We start from the raw sequence: 16,510 nt of genomic DNA on the forward strand, positions 1-16,510 counted from the left end.
GTTTTATAAAAAATGTTGTTGAGCTTCGTTATAGTCTTCTAACGTATCAATTCCAATTGCATTGTGTGTTGTTTGTACCATATGTATAGAAAAACCATTTTCAATAACTCTTAATTGCTCTAATTTTTCTGTAATTTCCAAACGAGTAGGTTTCATTTGCGCATATTTTATTAGAAATTTTTTGGAATAACCATAAATTCCTAAGTGCTTGAAATAGTCAATTTTTTCTACATCAACACCGTCTCTATTAAACGGTATTGCAGCTCTTGAAAAATAGATGGCTTTTGAATTACAGTCAGTTATTACTTTTACGTTATTTGGATTTTTAATATCATCTAACTTTTCAAGTTTACATTTGGCACTAACCATTTCTTCACTGTCAAGGCAATTTGCAATAGTTTCAATTAAATTAGGGTCAATAAAAGGTTCGTCACCTTGCACATTAATAACAGCGTCACAATCTATATTGGAAATTGCTTCGGCAATACGATCCGTACCAGATTGATGATTTGTATCCGTCATAATTACATTGTTACAAAATAATGAGCAATGTTCTTTAAGTTCATTTTCATCAACAGCAATATAAATAGCATCAATATTTTTTGCCTTTAGGCATTGTTCGTACACTCGTTGGATGATGCTTTTTCCTCCGAGATCGAGTAGTAATTTATTGGCTAATCTGGAAGATTTTAACCGAGCTGGAATTACGATGATTTTTTTCATCATTACAGTAGAAAAGTTGTTTAGTTTTTAAGTTACAAATTAATATCGTGCAATTGAATAACACCGTCTAATTGATGTTCATTTCCTACAAGTAAGCTGGTTATTTTGTAAGAGTTCATGGCATTTTTTGCGTCAATTAGTTTGGTGCTTTTTGAAATGAACTTAGGGTTCGGAGTCATAACTTCTGCAGCAGTAAGATTAAAAAAATCTTTTAGTGAGCTATTCATCGCTCTACGTAAATCACCATCAGTTATAATACCTTTTACGCAGCTGTTTGTGCCCACAACTCCTAATCCACATCGACCTGAGTTAATGGTGTAGATAACATCTGTCATCACAGCATTTTCGGAAAGTAAAGGAAGATTTTCGGTTTTCATGCTGTCAGCTACGGTATCTAGTAGGCGTTTTCCAATATTTCCGCCTGGATGCAGTTTCGCAAAATTTTCTTCATTAAATCCACGCCCATTCATCAAAGAAACCACCATAGCATCGCCAATGGCTAGTGTTAGCAAGCTTGAAGTTGTAGGTGCCATATTAAAAGGGCAAGCCTCTTCAAAGGATCCAATAGAAATATGAACGCTTGATTTTTGAGCTAATGTGGAGTTTGGTTTGCTTGAAATAGATATTAATGGAATGTCATTTTCTTTAGTAAACGGAATCAGGCGTATAATTTCAGTAGTTTCTCCGGAGTTTGCTATAGCAAGTACTATATCTTCTTTGCTGATCATTCCAAGATCGCCATGTATGGCTTCTGATGGATGTAAAAAAAAGCTAGGTGTTCCAGTACTAGCAAATGAAGCAGCAATTTTACGGCCAATATGACCAGATTTGCCAATTCCTGTAACTATAACTTTGCCTTTTGCATTTAGTATAATGCTAATTGCTTCATCAAAACTGGTGTCAATAGTTTTTTTTAACCCAAGTAATGCATTGGCTTCAATATTGATGACTTGCTTTGCAATATGTGTGTATCCCTTTTTCAAATAACTAATTTTTATACTTATTTATATACCAAGCAACAGTTTTTTTTATTCCTGTTTCAAAATTTTCATCAGCTTTCCATCCCAGGTTATTTTCAATTTTTGTAGCATCAATTGCGTATCTTTTATCATGCCCAGCTCTGTCAGTTACAAAGGTAATCAAAGATGCATAAGGATTTTTATTTGGAGCTAGTTGATCTAAAATACTACATATTTTATTGGCTATATATAAATTGTTTTTTTCATTTTTACCTCCAATATTGTATACTTCGCCTGAAATTCCTTTATGAAAAACCAAATCAATGCCTTTACAATGATCTATAACATACAGCCAATCGCGTATATTCTTACCATCGCCATAAATGGGGATAGCTTCTCCCGAAAGGGCTTTGCGAATAATTGTAGGAATTAGTTTTTCATTGTGCTGTTTGGGCCCGTAGTTGTTGGAGCAGTTTGTGATCACTGTATCCATACCATAGGTATGATGATAACTACGTACAATCATGTCACTTGAAGCTTTGGAGGCACTGTAAGGCGAATTGGGTGCGTAGGGGGTTGATTCTGTAAATAGTCCTGTTTTACCTAAACTGCCGTAAACTTCATCAGTGGATACATGTAAAAACCGACAGTTCTTGTAGGCTTCTTTATAAACAAATGGTTTATTCATCCACTTTTTAAATGCTACATCAATTAGTGTAAATGTGCCTTTTACGTTAGTTTCAATAAAAAGCCCTGGATTTTTTATGGAATTATCGACGTGTGATTCAGCGGCAAAATGCAAAACACCTTTAATATCGTATTTTTCAAAAACGGTTTCTACAAGTTGTCTATCGCAAATTGATCCTTCTACAAAAGTATACCTTTGCTGTAAAGATTCAGAGAGTTCAATGTGTCCTAAATTTGCCGCATAAGTCAACGCATCTAAATTAACCAAATGATATGCGGTATATGTTTCCAAAAAATAACTTATAAAATTGGAACCAATAAATCCTGCACCGCCTGTGAGTAGAATTGACTTCATTTTACAAAGTTAAATTTTTTGTAGACATTCTTTTAATGAATCCTTCCAATAGGGTATGGATACGGAAAAAGTATCTTTAACCTTTTGTTTGTTTAAAAGACTGAAATGAGGTCTTGCAGTTTTAGTAGGGTAAGCTGAGGTTGGGATAGCATTGACCTTACATTGAATGTTTTTAAATTCAAAAATAGCTTTTGAAAAATCGAACCAGCTACAAACGCCTTCGTTAGCATAATGGTAGGTTTCCACAGTATCATTTTTTAGTTTTGGTAGTATTGTCAAAATTAGTTGCGCTAAATCTCGAGCATAAGTAGGGCAGCCAATTTGGTCATATATTACATTTAGAGTGTTTTTTTCTTTGCCCAAACGCAACATGGATTTAACAAAGTTATTTCCAAAGCTGGAATACACCCAGGCAGTACGTATAATAATACTTTTTTTTGGATTAATCTTTTTTAAGACAAGTTCACCGTCATGTTTTGTTTTACCGTAGATATTTAATGGGTTGGTGGAGTCGTCTTCTTTGTATGGTACGGAGGAATTTCCATCAAAAACATAGTCTGTGGAAATATGAATAAGTGGGAGTTCATTTTTTTTTGCAACCAAAGCTAAATTTTCTGTAGCCTTATGATTGATAAGTTTAGCAATTAGGGGTTCATCTTCGGCTTTTTCAACAGCCGTGTAGGCGGCGCAATTTACAATTGAATGCACTTTGTTGGTTTGAATAAATGTGTCAACTTTACTGTAATTGGTAATGTCAAGTTCATCAATATCAGTAAAAATAAAATTGAAATTCTTGTATTGTTCACTAAGCTCTTTTATTTCAGAACCTACCTGACCATTAGCACCAGTGATTAAAATATTATTCATACAAATTTGTATTAAAGTCAAATAAATCAGTAGCATTTTTAAGCAATGGCAGCTTTATATCTTTATCTGATAATATAAGTTTTTCGCTAGGAATGATCCAATCAATAGCCAAATCAGGATCATTAAATAATATGCCTTTATCATGTTCAGGACTATAATAATTATCGCATTTGTACGAAAAAATTGCTGATTCACTTGTAACTGCAAAACCATGAGCAAACCCCCGGGGAATAAATAACTGCTTTTTGTTATATTCACTTAGTTCTTGAACTGTTGTTTTTCCAAAAGTTGGCGATCCCTTTCGGATGTCAATTACTACATCAATGACACTCCCTTGTATAACGCGCACTAATTTTGTTTGGCTAAAAGGAGGTGTTTGGAAATGAAGTCCCCTTAATACGCCATAGCTTGATTTTGATTCATTATCCTGAACAAAATTGATATGTTTAAATTTAGAAGGAAATTTTTGCTTGTTATAACTTTCAATAAAATAACCTCTGCGATCACCAAAAACTTGAGGTTCAATAATGAGTACATCTGGCAGTTCAGTTGTAGTAATTTTCATTAATTTATTTTTTTAATAATCGTAACAAATATTTTCCGTATTCATTTTTGGAAAGGGGTAAGGCCAATTTATTCAATTGATCCGCATTAATGTACTCTTTCTCATAAACGATTTCTTCAAGACAAGCAATTTTTAAGCCTTGTCTATTTTCAATAGTTTGTATAAAATTTGAAGCCTCCAGTAGGGAGTTGTGCGTACCAGTATCGAACCAGGCGTATCCCCGTCCTAATAACTCTACTTCAAGCTGATTTTTTTGTAAGTAATGTTGATTGACATCCGTAATTTCCAACTCACCTCTTTTACTTGGTTGGATTGATGCTGCAATGTCAATTACTGAATTTGGATAAAAGTACAAACCAACAACTGCATAATTGCTTTTTGGCACCATAGGTTTTTCTTCTATACTAATTACCTTTTTTGTTTGGTCAAATTCTACAACACCGTAACGTTCAGGGTCATTTACATAATAGCCAAAAACAGTGGCTTTACCTAGTTTTTGAACGTTAATTACCGATTGCGCTAACAATTCGGTAAGTCCGTGACCGTAAAATATATTGTCGCCTAAAATTAAGCACACATCATCATTGCCAATAAAATCTTTTCCAATAATAAAAGCTTCGGCTAATCCCTTGGGTTGTTTTTGAATTTTGTATTGAAAGGAAATGCCCAAATCAATACCACTTCCTAGCATTCGCTTAAAGTAAGGCAAATCTTGAGGTGTGGAAATAATCAATATTTCAGTAATTCCCGATAAAAGTAATACCGATATAGGGTAGTATATCATAGGCTTATTATACACCGGGAGCAGCTGCTTGGATACGCCCTTTGTAATTGGGTACAACCTAGTACCGCTACCACCTGCTAATACAATTCCTTTCATTAAGTAAGATAAATTTTGTGTGTATTTTTTTTACACAACTAATAGCAAATGTACTATATTGATTTGTGAACCAAAAGAAGGCTACTTAATAAAAAATCCGATAACGGTGTTTTGTTATCGGATGGCTAAAATTGTTGTTTAAAATTAACTGTTAAGCATCACTGGCATTACCAGCATGGTTACTTTTTCACCTTCTTCCAAGCCATCAATAGGCGTTAAAATACCAGCCCTGTTAGGTAAGGACATTTCTAATTGCACATCGGTAGCATTCAGGTTATTTAGCATTTCAATAAAAAAGCGCGAATTAAAACCAATTTCCATATCGTCACCCTGATAATCACAGGTCAAGCGTTCTTCAGCTTTATTGGAATAATCAATATCTTCGGCTGAGATATTTAATTCAGCTCCAGCTATTTTTAAACGTATTTGGTGGGTTGTTTTATTTGAAAATATTGAAACCCTACGAACTGAACTTAAAAATTGCGTACGTGCAATATGCAACTTATTAGGATTTTCTTTAGGAATAACGGCTTCGTAATTTGGGTATTTTCCGTCAATAAGTCTACATACCAATTCTATGTCATCAAAACTAAATTTGGCATTTGATTCATTATATTCGATTAAAACATCGGTTTCTGAACCCGCCAAAATTCCTTTTAACAATGTCAAAGGCTTTTTAGGCATAATAAATTCAGCAACCTGATTAGCGGTAACATCACTACGCGAGTATTTCACTAGTTTGTGAGCATCCGTGGCCACAAAAATTAATTCTTCAGAAGAAAACTGAAAAAATATACCGCTCATTACGGGTCTTAGTTCATCATTACCCGAAGCAAAAATAGTTTTACTAATTGCGCTAGCCAATACATTCCCTGGAATATTGGTAGTGCTTGGCTCTTCCAAACTCACTGCTTTTGGAAATTCCTTACCATCAGCGTAAGCTAATGCATATTTACCATGATTGGAGCTAATTTCAATAGTATTGTTATCTTGTAAAACAAAAGTCAATGGCTGCTCAGGAAACGTTTTTAAAGTTTCCAATAGTAATTTTGCAGGCACCGCAATAACTCCTGAATCTTCTGATTCTACTTGTATTTTGGCAAGCATGGTGGTTTCTAAATCCGAAGCGGATACAAATAAATCGTTTCCATTTAATTCAAAAAGGAAATTATCTAAAATAGGAAGTGCATTATTATTATTTATAACTCCTCCCAATACCTGTAATTGTTTGAGTAAATAAAAGCTTGAAACGATAAATTTCATGATGTGTATATTAAATCTAGTATTACAAATATAATTTTAATAGTTTCCTGAGAAATTCGAAAAGAGCCATATTTATTAACAAACTTTTCGGCAAGTTGTTCATTAATTGTTAAGAGTATTGTTTTTCAAAATAAAATCGAAATATTAACGTTAGATTTTTATATCTAGAATAAAATTTCTATTGACATAATTTATGTTTTGTCGAAGACGAATTCTTTATTTTAAATACATATTTTTGCATCTCAAAATTGTTATGAAAGAATTTTTTTTTACAATTATACTTATTATTGTAATAGCGATAAGGCCTATCCTTTTTGTAGGTATCGTAGGGAATTATTCTTTGAATATTAATGAAATTATTGAAAAGTATTGCATAAATAAAGATAAGCCTCAATTGAAGTGTAATGGTCAATGCCATTTAAGAAAACAATTAAGCGTAACAGGGTCTTCAAACAAAGAAAAACATTCAAACAAAATAGAAGTAGCTTTAGCAATTCCTATTGTTTTCTTTGAAGCTATTTCTCAAATTGATTTTTCTAATAAATTCATTCATTCTAAAGATTTTATTGATGGTTATCAAAACCTTTATGGTTTTAATTATTTGGAAATTATAGAAACTCCTCCTAAAGTTTAATTAAACATCTTCTTTATTAATCACATTTTAGAACTTGATTGTTACAAATAATAATTATATAAAATTTGTATAGTTATTTTTTGATGATTGATTTGGATAGATTTTCCCAAAATTTAAATAAAATCCTATGCTATGATTTATAGCGTAGTGGATCATTTATTTATCTAATAAAATGACCAAAGAATAGTATAAACAACACAATTTTTTTAACAAAATGAAATTTAATTTAAAAATAGCAGCATTAACTGCAATGATTACCGTATTTGTAGCTTGTAGTAGTGATGATGATGATAATAGTAATAACCCTGAAGTTGATAATATAAATAAAGTAGATGCTTATTTGGAATTTGAAAATGTTTTTGAAGGAGAAGAATTTGCTTTAAAAACGGATTTGAATAGTAAAAATAATGGAGTAATAAATGTTACAGCATTAAAGTATTTAATTTCTGAGATTACTTTTTACGGAGCTAACGGAACTGAAGATTATGTGATGGATTCTAATGAGAGTTTTCATATAGTGGATCTATCTTGTAAATCAACATTGAAAAAATATTTTACAAATTTACCTGATGGTAATTATGATCGTGTTAGTTTTTTATATGGTGTAAGTGAAGAAGTTCATGAAAAAGGAACAGAAGCTCAAGGTAATATGTTGGTTGAGGCTAAAAAATATGGCTTAGATTGGGGATGGACTTTAGGTTATCGTTTTTTAACCTATGAAGGAACTTATGACGGTGATAAAGAAAAAATATTTAGAGTTCATAACGGAAGTCATGGAAGTTCAAATGAAGAGAATGTCTCTCGTGTTGAGAATAGCAAAAAAATTGTAATTGATTTTAGTGATAAAGGAATGATTTTAGTAAGTGATAAAACATCTCCAAAAGTTCACTTATCTATTGATGTTTCTAAAATTCTATCAAATACAAACGAGATAAAATTAGCGGATTATGACGGTAGATTGATCATCAATCCTAATTCTACATTAGTATCATCTAATATTGAATCAATGTTTGTGTTAGATCATATTCATGCAACAGATCCTAATTTCGAAATACCAACAGACAACGAATGTGAAGGAGTTTCAAATCCTAATGACGACGGTCATGGACATGATGATAAGGAAGACGGACATGAACACGGAGATAATGAAGATGGTCACGATGGAGAAAAGGAAGATGGTCATGGACATGGAGATAATGAAGGTGATCATGATGGGGAAAAGGAAGAAGACCATGGAAAAGGTTAATTCCTTTGAATAAATGAATTTTTTTTCTAAAATAATAATGCCTTTAATTATTATTTCCACACTTTCGTGCGAAGATGAGAGTGTGGAAAATAATGATATCTATATAAGTTTTGAAAAACCTAGTAATTTTCCTGAACTGACTTATGATTTTTCTGAAAATGAATTTACTCAACAAAAATTCGAGTTAGGGAAACGCTTGTTTTATGATGGTAAATTGTCTTCTGACGGAAGTGTTTCATGTGGGAGTTGTCATAATCAAAGTAATGCATTTACACATCATGGTCATGATATTAGCGATGGTGTAAATGGAGTTTTTGGAACTAGAAATACGCAACCACTTCAAAATTTAGCTTTCATGAAAGATTTTACCTGGGATGGAGCTATTCGTCATTTAGATTTACAACCAATAATTCCTATAGAGTCGGAGGTGGAAATGAATGAAACCATTGATAACGTACTTTTAAAATTACAAAATGACGTTAGTTATGTAACTCAATTTAATGAGAGTTTTGAAAAGAAAAGCTTTGAACCACATATAATCAGCTTAAGGACCTTAACACAATCTTTATCTCAATTTATGAATGCTTTGGTTTCAGCTAATTCAAGGTATGATAAATATGTACGGGGTGAGGTAATGGAAATTCCTTATTCGGAAGAAGAAAAAGAAGGTTTAAGTATTTTTAATAATAAATGTGCTCAATGCCATTCGGGCGATTTATTTACCGATCAAACATACAGGAATAACGGACTGGCATTATCAAGTAAATTTCCTGATGAATTGGGAAGAGGCCGAGTAACAGGAGAAGATTTAGGAGGTAATGCTCCTGATTATTATAAGTTTAAAGTGCCAAGTTTACGTAATATTTGGGTTACATTTCCTTATATGCATGATGGCCGATTGGCAACTATTGATGATGTTTTAGATCATTATGATACAGGTGTACAGGATACACCAAATTTAGATCCGATATTAAAACAAAATGAAATTTTAGGAATTTCATTATCAAATGAAGATAAAAGACTTTTGAAATTTTTTTTAAAGTCATTAACAGATAATACTTTTATAACAGATGAAAGATTTGCAGAAGATTAATATAATGTTGTTTTTGTGTTTTACTTACAATGTTTTTGCATGTGATATATGCAATAGTAGTGCAACAAATACGAGTAGTTCTCATTTAGGGAGTAATAGTAATTATATAGGCTTAGTGTATAATCATTTGGATTACCAGTACAAAGAAAATATAGTTTTAAATAATAGTCCTATAGGGTATGATTTTATAAACCCTGTTCAATTAATAGGTAATTATAATATTCAAAAGAAAATTAATTTAACCTTAGCATTTCCTTATTTAATTACTGTTCGCGAAACATCAGTTGGTGAAAGGTTAATTGAAGATGGAGTGGGGGACGTTTCTTTCATGGGAACATATAATTTATTTAATACTTCTGAGGTTCATGCATTGCATGTAGGAGCAGGGGTAAAAATGCCTACAGGTGATTTTTCTATTGAAAGGTTTAATCAAGGAAATAATCAAACATCATCAAATCAGTTAGGAACTGGAAGTTGGGATGTGTTTTTTCCAGTTATTTATTCCTTACTTGTTGAAAAATTTAAATTTAAAATGAGGGGAACTTATTATATAAAAGGCGAAAATGATGATGGGTACAGGTTTGGGAATCAATTAAGTTTACAAAGTACAGTTTCATATCCTTTTATTAATAAAAAAAGTAAATGGATAGGATCAGTAAGTAATTTGTATGACACTTTTAAGTCTTTTGAACGATTTGGAATTGAAGAACCTGAAACAGATGGATTTATTGTAACAGGTCAATTGGATTTACAATGTCAATTAAAATCATTTACGTTAGGCGCAAATTATAGATTTCCCATTGAGCAAAAACTTGTAGAAGGTAATTTGGAATTTAATAATGGCTTTGGCTTATATACATTTTATCAATTTTAGAATAAATAATCTAAAATAAATTATAGGTCGAAAATATGGAAGCTAGTGTTTATACTAGTTTCCATATTTTTTTTTGCGATATAAGAAAAATAATATATAGCCAAGACTAACAATAAGTATTGGGACTAATAAGCATATCCATTGCCAAAAGCTTTTATTTTCAGAAACTTTATCTAGGTTCAATATGGGTATTTTTACTTGCTTGGCGCGAAGTGAAACTAATCCAGCATCATCCAAAAGATAATTTGCAGCGTTTAATAAAAAGTCTTTATTAGCATAAGTTTTTTTAGAAATAGGATCGAACCCCAATTCTAAAGGGTGTTGTTGCGAAACCGTATTTTTAATAATATCGCCGTCGGAAACTATTATTAGCTTACTGTTTTGAGAAATTTCCTTAAAATCAGAAATATCATAAGGAAGAATTCGGCTTTTATAAGTACTTTTTAGTTGACCCTCAAGCAAAACGGCAAGATGCTGACTTCCGCTATTAAATTTTTCTCGCTTTTGTTCCTTAGTTATTTGAGAAAGTTTTAATTCAAATGGGATGCCTTGAAGTTGTGTGGCATTTGAACTTTTTAGTAATATGGTTTTTTTAGCAGTATTTTTTAAGGTATCTATTGGACTAGTAAAATTAAAGATTACATTCCCTAAATTTGTCGTAATTGGATGGCTATTATTGTTTTGTGATAAGCTAGAGTACCCCCAAGGGTAAGGGATGTATTGCGTGTTGCTACCTTCGCCATTAGCTAAAATTATTGGCGCTGCATAATAATCATTAACTAATTGTGGATTAATGCGTACGCCGTAAGCAAAAAGCATATCTTTCAATTTTAAATCCCTGTTCCAGGCTAGGGTTTTATTCGCATCGGAGGTAAATAAACTGTCCTTTTCGGCCACTACTTTATCCAATAATAGTAATTGACTTCCGCCATGCATTAGGTGCTGATCCAATACTAATTTTTGATTTTCCGTAAATTCTTTGGTGGGTTTGGCATTTATCACCAAATCAAATTCCTTAAGCTTCTCTAGTGTGTTGGTTACATTGTTTTTTGTGACATCTAAAGCAAAAGGAGCTACGCGGTAATATTTTTGTAAAGCTTTTATGTAGTCAGCAATAAATATATCGGCCAACTGATCGTTTCCTTTTAAAATGGCAATTTTTTTTGTTTTAGGTAAAGCCAATTGTTTTAAAGCATCGGCAAAGGCGTATTCTAAATTTTGAACCGAAGCGGTAACACGTTCAGCAGTAGTGGCTCCTAAGCTATTTTTAAGCAATGGAATTTTAACGCTTTTGTTATTAAAATAAGCCAGCGCCCAGGGAACAACAACTTCCTTTTTTAATACCCCTTCAAATTTAGTGTTTACTTCGGCAGGAGTTAGACCCAAACGTTGCAATTCATTAATATTTTGTGCTTTTAATTCTGGTTTAGCTAAAGGATCATTAAAAATAAATTTTATATTCCTATTTTCAGCAGAAAATGTGCTTAATAGTTGTTTTGTTTCTCTGTGCAGTTTTTTAAATTCTGGCGGAAGCTTACCGTCCAACAAAACATCAATAGTGACTTGTTTGTCAATTTGATGGAGTAAGTTTTTGGTGGTATCGGAAAGACTAAAGCGATGATCTTTTGTTAAATCAAAACGATAATAATTGTAGTTATTGATGATAATTAAGCCAGCAAATACGCTGACAATAATTCCTAATTTTTTTAGGTTAAGGGGTTGATTTTTCTTTCTGAAAATAAAATAAGTACTCCCTAAAAAAAGCAGACAAAAACTGGCAAAATAGAGTAAATCTCGGGTATCTAATACTCCTTGACTAATGCGGTCATAATGAAAAGCTATGCCCAGCATGTCAAAACTTTTAATACTGGAAAATTCAGCTAAACTAGCAATACCAAAGTAGGCTATAAAACACAAAAGCATGCTAACTAAAAGTGCAATCGTTTGGTTTTGAGTCAAGCTTGAAGCAAAAATTCCAACCGAGCTGTAAGCGGCGCCGAGTAAAAATAATGCAATGTAAGATCCAGTAATACTGCCATAATCAATTTCGCCCACAGGCAACGCTAAATTGTGTAATGCAATAACATAAACAAGGGTAGGGAGTATCGCAAAAATTAATATGCAGCATACACCCAAATATTTACCTAAAATTAATTGAAATGTACTAATGGGCTTGGTAAGTAAAAGCTCCATTGTGCCTTGTTTACGCTCATCGGCAAAGCTTTGCATGCAAGCAGCGGGTATGAGTAGTAATAAAACCCATGGGGCAATTTCAAAAAATGATGAAAGGCTGGCAAACCCACTGTCCAGGATGTTAAAATTTCCGTGGAGTGTCCACAGAAAAACTCCAGTAATAATTAAAAAACAGCTTATAAAAACATAGCCAATAGCAGAAGAAAAAAAATGAATTAACTCCTTTTTTAGTAATGCTATCATAGTTGTTTGTGTTGTTTAAGTGAGTTTAAATTAATCTTCAAAAGTAATATTTATGGTGTCGCGGTATTTTAAACCAAACAATGTACTTGCTGCACCATAAGTATTCGGGTTACTTCGATATATAGCTAACTCTAAAAAGTTGCAAGTATTGAATAAAGCAATCTTTTTTCCATCTTCCTCTCTTTTGGATTTTTCAATTGTAAAATTAATAGCTTCGCTATATCGGTTTACAATTGACGAAAAGTCAACCCTACGTGCAGTTATTTTAAATTTACGCCCCTTTTGAACTGTTTCAAAAAAAGTACGGGTAACGTTGGTTATTATATTTCCGTAATTATCAATATAAATTACGCTTCCAATAATTTGGTTACCTCCCTGGTTTATCACTGGAGCGGTTGCAGTGAGTACTTTAGTTGATTTTATTCGTTTACCAATAATCTCCAGCGTACCTCCGCGCGACAAATGGCAGGCGACCCTTACAAAAATATCCAAGGTAGGAAAATTACTTTGTTTGGTATCAGGCAAACTAATTTCAACTAAATTTTCTGGTTTAAACTCCGAAGTTATTAAGGAAATAATACCATTGTCAGCACAAATAAAGTAGTGTCCGTCCAATAACACAGCAATATGCTTATTTTCCGGAGTAAGTTCACTATCAATACCAATTATGTGTATGCTGCCCTTGGGAAAGTTTTTGTAGGCATTTTTTATTACATACGCACCCTCTTCAATATGAAATGGCGAAATTTGATGCGAAATATCAACAACTGTTGCTTCAGGTAATTCACTATAAATAGCTCCTTTAACTGCTGCTACAGAATGATCTTTATTACCAAAATCTGTTGTTAAGGTTATAATTGACATTTAGTTGATAAAATAATTAATTTCGAAAATGATAATAGTTTAAATTTGTTTTTATCAATTTAGCGTTTGATATTTTACAAATAGCGAAAATAACAAAATTCCTACGCTAAATATTACAAAAATAAAAACTAACTTTAGATGTGTAATTTAAATAACAACTAATTTGAACGAACTTATCATTGAACTAACAGATGTAAGTCCAAGAGATTTTTTTGGACAACAAAACGAAACCATAGAAACCTTAAAAAAGTACTTTCCTAAGCTTAAGTTGGTAGCCAGGGGAACTAAAATGAAAGCCTATGGGGATGAGGATCAGTTGGAAGAATTTGATAAGCGGTTAAACATGTTATTGGAGCATTACGCCAAATACAACAAGTTGGATGAAAATGTTATTGAGCGTGTACTTACCAGTAATGATAAGGCAGATTACGCTACCGCGGACCATACAAATGCAGTTTTAGTTCATGGTGTTGGTGGTAAAAAAATCAAAGCGCAAACTGTTAATCAACGTAAATTGGTGGATTTAATGCGAAAAAACGATATGGTTTTTGCCATTGGACCAGCAGGTACTGGAAAAACGTACACTGGTGTGGCCTTAGCGGTAAAAGCATTAAAGGAAAAGCAGGTCAAACGAATTATTTTGACGCGTCCGGCTGTTGAGGCAGGTGAAAATTTGGGTTTTTTGCCTGGTGATATGAAGGATAAGTTAGATCCGTATATGCAGCCATTATATGATGCCTTGCGAGACATGATTCCTGCCGAACGTTTGGAGGATTTTATTGAAAAAGGAACCATACAAATTGCACCGCTTGCGTTTATGCGCGGGCGTACTTTGGATAATGCTTTTGTAATTTTGGATGAGGCACAAAACACGACCCACTCACAAATGAAAATGTTTTTAACCCGTATGGGAAGAAATGCCAAATTCATGATAACAGGTGACCCCGGGCAAATTGATTTGCCAAGGAGAGTCACCTCGGGATTAAAAGAAGCCTTGTTAGTACTTAAAGATGTCAAGGGAATTGGCATGTTGTATTTGGATGATAAAGATGTGATTCGACATAAATTAGTAAAAAGTGTTATTGCAGCGTATAAAGGAATTGAAAATAATCCAGAGTAATATTAAGTAATACTATTATGTTACATGAAAAAATATTTAATTGGATGTTTATTTTTGATAATGAATAGTGTGTTGAGTTGTAAGCAAGAAACTAAAAATTCAATATACCCTTCTAATGATTTGGTAATTGAACATCATAATGATTGGGCTATTAAACAATATCCAAAACGTATAAAAGAATTTAAGAATGATCCTTTACAAAAAGGAGATATTGTATTATTGGGAGATAGTATCACTGAAGGTGGGAATGATTGGAGCGAAAAATTAGGTGTTGCCAACGCGAAAAATAGAGGAATATCGGGTGATATTACCTATGGTGTATTGCAAAGGCTTGAAGAGATTATCGAAAGTAAACCCGAAAAAGTATTTGTGTTAATTGGGGTAAATGATTTGTTTAATTATATAGCTAACGAAGGGATTCCTTCTGTGAATTATGTTGAAAGTAATATTATTGAAATTTGTATTCAAATACGCAAAAGATCACCCAAAACAGTGGTTTATTTACAAAGCCTTTTGCCTACAGCAACTGCGCAAGTAAACAAAGAAATTCTTAAAGTAAATACCACAATAAAAAAGAACGAAGCTTTAGGTTTGTATCAGGTTATAGATTTACATGCATCGTTTATAAATAACAAAGGCTTTTTGAAAGAGGCATTTACCTATGATGGACTTCATTTAAATGATAAAGGTTATGAAGTATGGGTAAATGTTCTTAAATCATATTTAGAGACAAGCAATTAATAATTATGGATTAAAATTTTAATCTAATTAAGCCATTTGATTTTTTTATTACTGTACAAGCCAAGTCCATTATTACTCGTTAAAAATAGTAATTGATCTATATCTATAAAATCTAATTTTTCATAGGACATTGAGTAGCCTATAGCCAAAGGCTCTTGTTGCCAATTTAATGTCGGATTAAAAATTAGCTCAAAATTAATGAAATTGTTTTTAACCAGATCAGCTGAATATATGCCAGAGCTTGTTGAAAAATAAAATTTTCTATTGAACTTATTGTAGGTTGATGGTCCAATCATCATACCTTCTTTAAATAATATTTTACCTTTCTTATCAGTTAACTCTGTACTGTTAATTGATTTTATAACTTCATTGTTTTCAATTATACTTATACTTCCCGATTGGGAAAAATGCATAGATCCGCTTGTTCCGTAAATAGTACCAAAACTATCTTCAAATAAATAGTGAGGGTTAATCATATAATCACCTTTTGGTTTAAGTATAGCTGCTTGCTCAATATCAAATCTATGGTATTCGTGTCTCCACTCTCCATAAGATTTAGACATCCAAATAATGCCATTTTTATCTTTATAAATGGTATCGGGCATAATAAAGAAGAATTTTGTACACTTAGGTTCCCAGTTTTTTTGTTTTTTACGAGAATAAACATTGTTGCATAAGCTTACCATTGTGCCACTTTGATCAAATTTTGACCATTTTTTACCTTTTTCAATAGCATGAATACCATAACCAGACATTAAAAATAATTCATTTTTGGAGTTAAAAAAAATGTCATAATCCCCTCGATCTATTAATGTTGATTTATTGTTGTATAGAGTTAGTTTTAAATCAGTCGGATCTAATTTAAACACAGCTCCATGTTTGGTACCTAAGTAGATGGTATTAAATTTATCTTTTTTTATAACATTTGTTTTATCCATCTCATTTACATCCCAAATATCAATTTTACCATCTGATTTTAAACAAAAAACTTTGTTTTTGTAGGTTGTAAAAGACTTTGTTAGAGGAAGAGGCTTACTTTCAACTGCTAATTCTTGGGAATAAAAAGGAGTACTGGTTAATAGTAATAAAATTATTTTAAATAGCTTCATTAATTGTTTTTGAACTTTTAATTTAACAGGTAACTATAAAAATGGGTACTGTAGTTAATGACTACAGTACCCATCTACAAATTAAATATTACCT

The 16,510-nt window shown here is 32.2% G+C and carries 16 protein-coding genes; 6 read left to right on the forward strand and 10 right to left on the reverse strand.

Annotated elements, in window-relative coordinates:
* Positions 1 to 3: 3 nt before the first annotated feature.
* From kdsB to dnaN, 7 genes are all read right to left on the reverse strand, one after another.
* Positions 4 to 726: a 3-deoxy-manno-octulosonate cytidylyltransferase gene (gene kdsB, locus GMC_RS0112170; RefSeq protein WP_238527991.1), complete on the reverse strand. Its 723-nt coding sequence runs from the start codon at positions 724 to 726 to the stop codon at positions 4 to 6.
* A gap of 29 nt (positions 727 to 755) precedes the next feature.
* The gene (locus GMC_RS0112175; protein WP_010522395.1) at positions 756 to 1,706 is read right to left on the reverse strand and encodes a KpsF/GutQ family sugar-phosphate isomerase; all 951 of its coding nucleotides are present in this window, start codon (positions 1,704 to 1,706) and stop codon (positions 756 to 758) included.
* Positions 1,707 to 1,710: 4 nt separating this feature from the next.
* Entirely contained in the window at positions 1,711 to 2,724 is a 1,014-nt protein-coding gene (gene rfbB, locus GMC_RS0112180; RefSeq protein ID WP_010522396.1) for a dTDP-glucose 4,6-dehydratase, read from the reverse strand.
* Between the two features lie 9 nt (positions 2,725 to 2,733).
* Positions 2,734 to 3,591, reverse strand: a complete 858-nt coding sequence (gene rfbD, locus GMC_RS0112185) for a dTDP-4-dehydrorhamnose reductase (RefSeq protein ID WP_010522397.1) — start codon at positions 3,589 to 3,591, stop codon at positions 2,734 to 2,736.
* Positions 3,584 to 4,156 (reverse strand): dTDP-4-dehydrorhamnose 3,5-epimerase, encoded by a 573-nt coding sequence (rfbC, locus tag GMC_RS0112190; protein WP_010522398.1) that lies wholly within the window; start codon positions 4,154 to 4,156, stop codon positions 3,584 to 3,586. Before rfbC ends, rfbD begins: the two co-directional genes overlap by 8 nt.
* Before the next feature lie 4 nt (positions 4,157 to 4,160).
* Positions 4,161 to 5,036 (reverse strand): glucose-1-phosphate thymidylyltransferase RfbA, encoded by an 876-nt coding sequence (rfbA, locus tag GMC_RS0112195; RefSeq protein WP_010522399.1) that lies wholly within the window; start codon positions 5,034 to 5,036, stop codon positions 4,161 to 4,163.
* 144 nt (positions 5,037 to 5,180) lie between these two features.
* Positions 5,181 to 6,299 (reverse strand): DNA polymerase III subunit beta, encoded by a 1,119-nt coding sequence (gene dnaN, locus GMC_RS0112200; protein WP_010522400.1) that lies wholly within the window; start codon positions 6,297 to 6,299, stop codon positions 5,181 to 5,183.
* A 253-nt stretch (positions 6,300 to 6,552) separates the two neighbouring features.
* Between dnaN and GMC_RS20790 the strand changes: the two genes are divergently transcribed.
* The 4 genes from GMC_RS20790 to GMC_RS0112220 all read left to right on the forward strand — a co-directional run bounded on the left by GMC_RS20790 (position 6,553) and on the right by GMC_RS0112220 (position 10,146).
* On the forward strand, positions 6,553 to 6,933 hold the full coding sequence (locus GMC_RS20790; protein WP_010522401.1) for a hypothetical protein: 381 nt from the start codon (positions 6,553 to 6,555) through the stop codon (positions 6,931 to 6,933).
* Between the two features lie 214 nt (positions 6,934 to 7,147).
* Positions 7,148 to 8,179, forward strand: coding sequence for an MbnP family protein (locus tag GMC_RS0112210; protein ID WP_010522402.1), 1,032 nt, complete (start codon positions 7,148 to 7,150; stop codon positions 8,177 to 8,179).
* A gap of 37 nt (positions 8,180 to 8,216) precedes the next feature.
* Positions 8,217 to 9,272, forward strand: a complete 1,056-nt coding sequence (locus GMC_RS0112215; RefSeq protein WP_010522403.1) for a cytochrome-c peroxidase — start codon at positions 8,217 to 8,219, stop codon at positions 9,270 to 9,272.
* Positions 9,259 to 10,146, forward strand: coding sequence for a transporter (locus GMC_RS0112220; RefSeq protein ID WP_238527992.1), 888 nt, complete (start codon positions 9,259 to 9,261; stop codon positions 10,144 to 10,146). The genes GMC_RS0112215 and GMC_RS0112220 overlap by 14 nt, the downstream gene beginning before the upstream one ends.
* A gap of 54 nt (positions 10,147 to 10,200) precedes the next feature.
* Here GMC_RS0112220 and gldG read toward each other — a convergent pair whose 3' ends face one another.
* Both gldG and GMC_RS0112230 read right to left on the reverse strand, forming a co-directional pair.
* Entirely contained in the window at positions 10,201 to 12,582 is a 2,382-nt protein-coding gene (gene gldG / locus GMC_RS0112225) for a gliding motility-associated ABC transporter substrate-binding protein GldG (RefSeq protein WP_010522405.1), read from the reverse strand.
* A gap of 30 nt (positions 12,583 to 12,612) precedes the next feature.
* Entirely contained in the window at positions 12,613 to 13,446 is an 834-nt protein-coding gene (locus GMC_RS0112230) for an SAM hydrolase/SAM-dependent halogenase family protein (protein WP_010522406.1), read from the reverse strand.
* Between the two features lie 163 nt (positions 13,447 to 13,609).
* Between GMC_RS0112230 and GMC_RS0112235 the strand changes: the two genes are divergently transcribed.
* Both GMC_RS0112235 and GMC_RS0112240 read left to right on the forward strand, forming a co-directional pair.
* Positions 13,610 to 14,566, forward strand: a complete 957-nt coding sequence (locus tag GMC_RS0112235) for a PhoH family protein (protein ID WP_010522407.1) — start codon at positions 13,610 to 13,612, stop codon at positions 14,564 to 14,566.
* A 24-nt stretch (positions 14,567 to 14,590) separates the two neighbouring features.
* Positions 14,591 to 15,307, forward strand: coding sequence for a GDSL-type esterase/lipase family protein (locus tag GMC_RS0112240; protein WP_010522408.1), 717 nt, complete (start codon positions 14,591 to 14,593; stop codon positions 15,305 to 15,307).
* A gap of 23 nt (positions 15,308 to 15,330) precedes the next feature.
* Here the strand turns inward: GMC_RS0112240 and GMC_RS0112245 are convergent, their stop codons facing one another.
* The gene (locus GMC_RS0112245; protein ID WP_010522409.1) at positions 15,331 to 16,416 is read right to left on the reverse strand and encodes a ligand-binding sensor domain-containing protein; all 1,086 of its coding nucleotides are present in this window, start codon (positions 16,414 to 16,416) and stop codon (positions 15,331 to 15,333) included.
* Positions 16,417 to 16,510: the final 94 nt, after the last annotated feature.

Source organism: Aquimarina agarivorans (genome assembly GCF_000218485.1).
GTDB lineage: Bacteria > Bacteroidota > Bacteroidia > Flavobacteriales > Flavobacteriaceae > Aquimarina > Aquimarina agarivorans.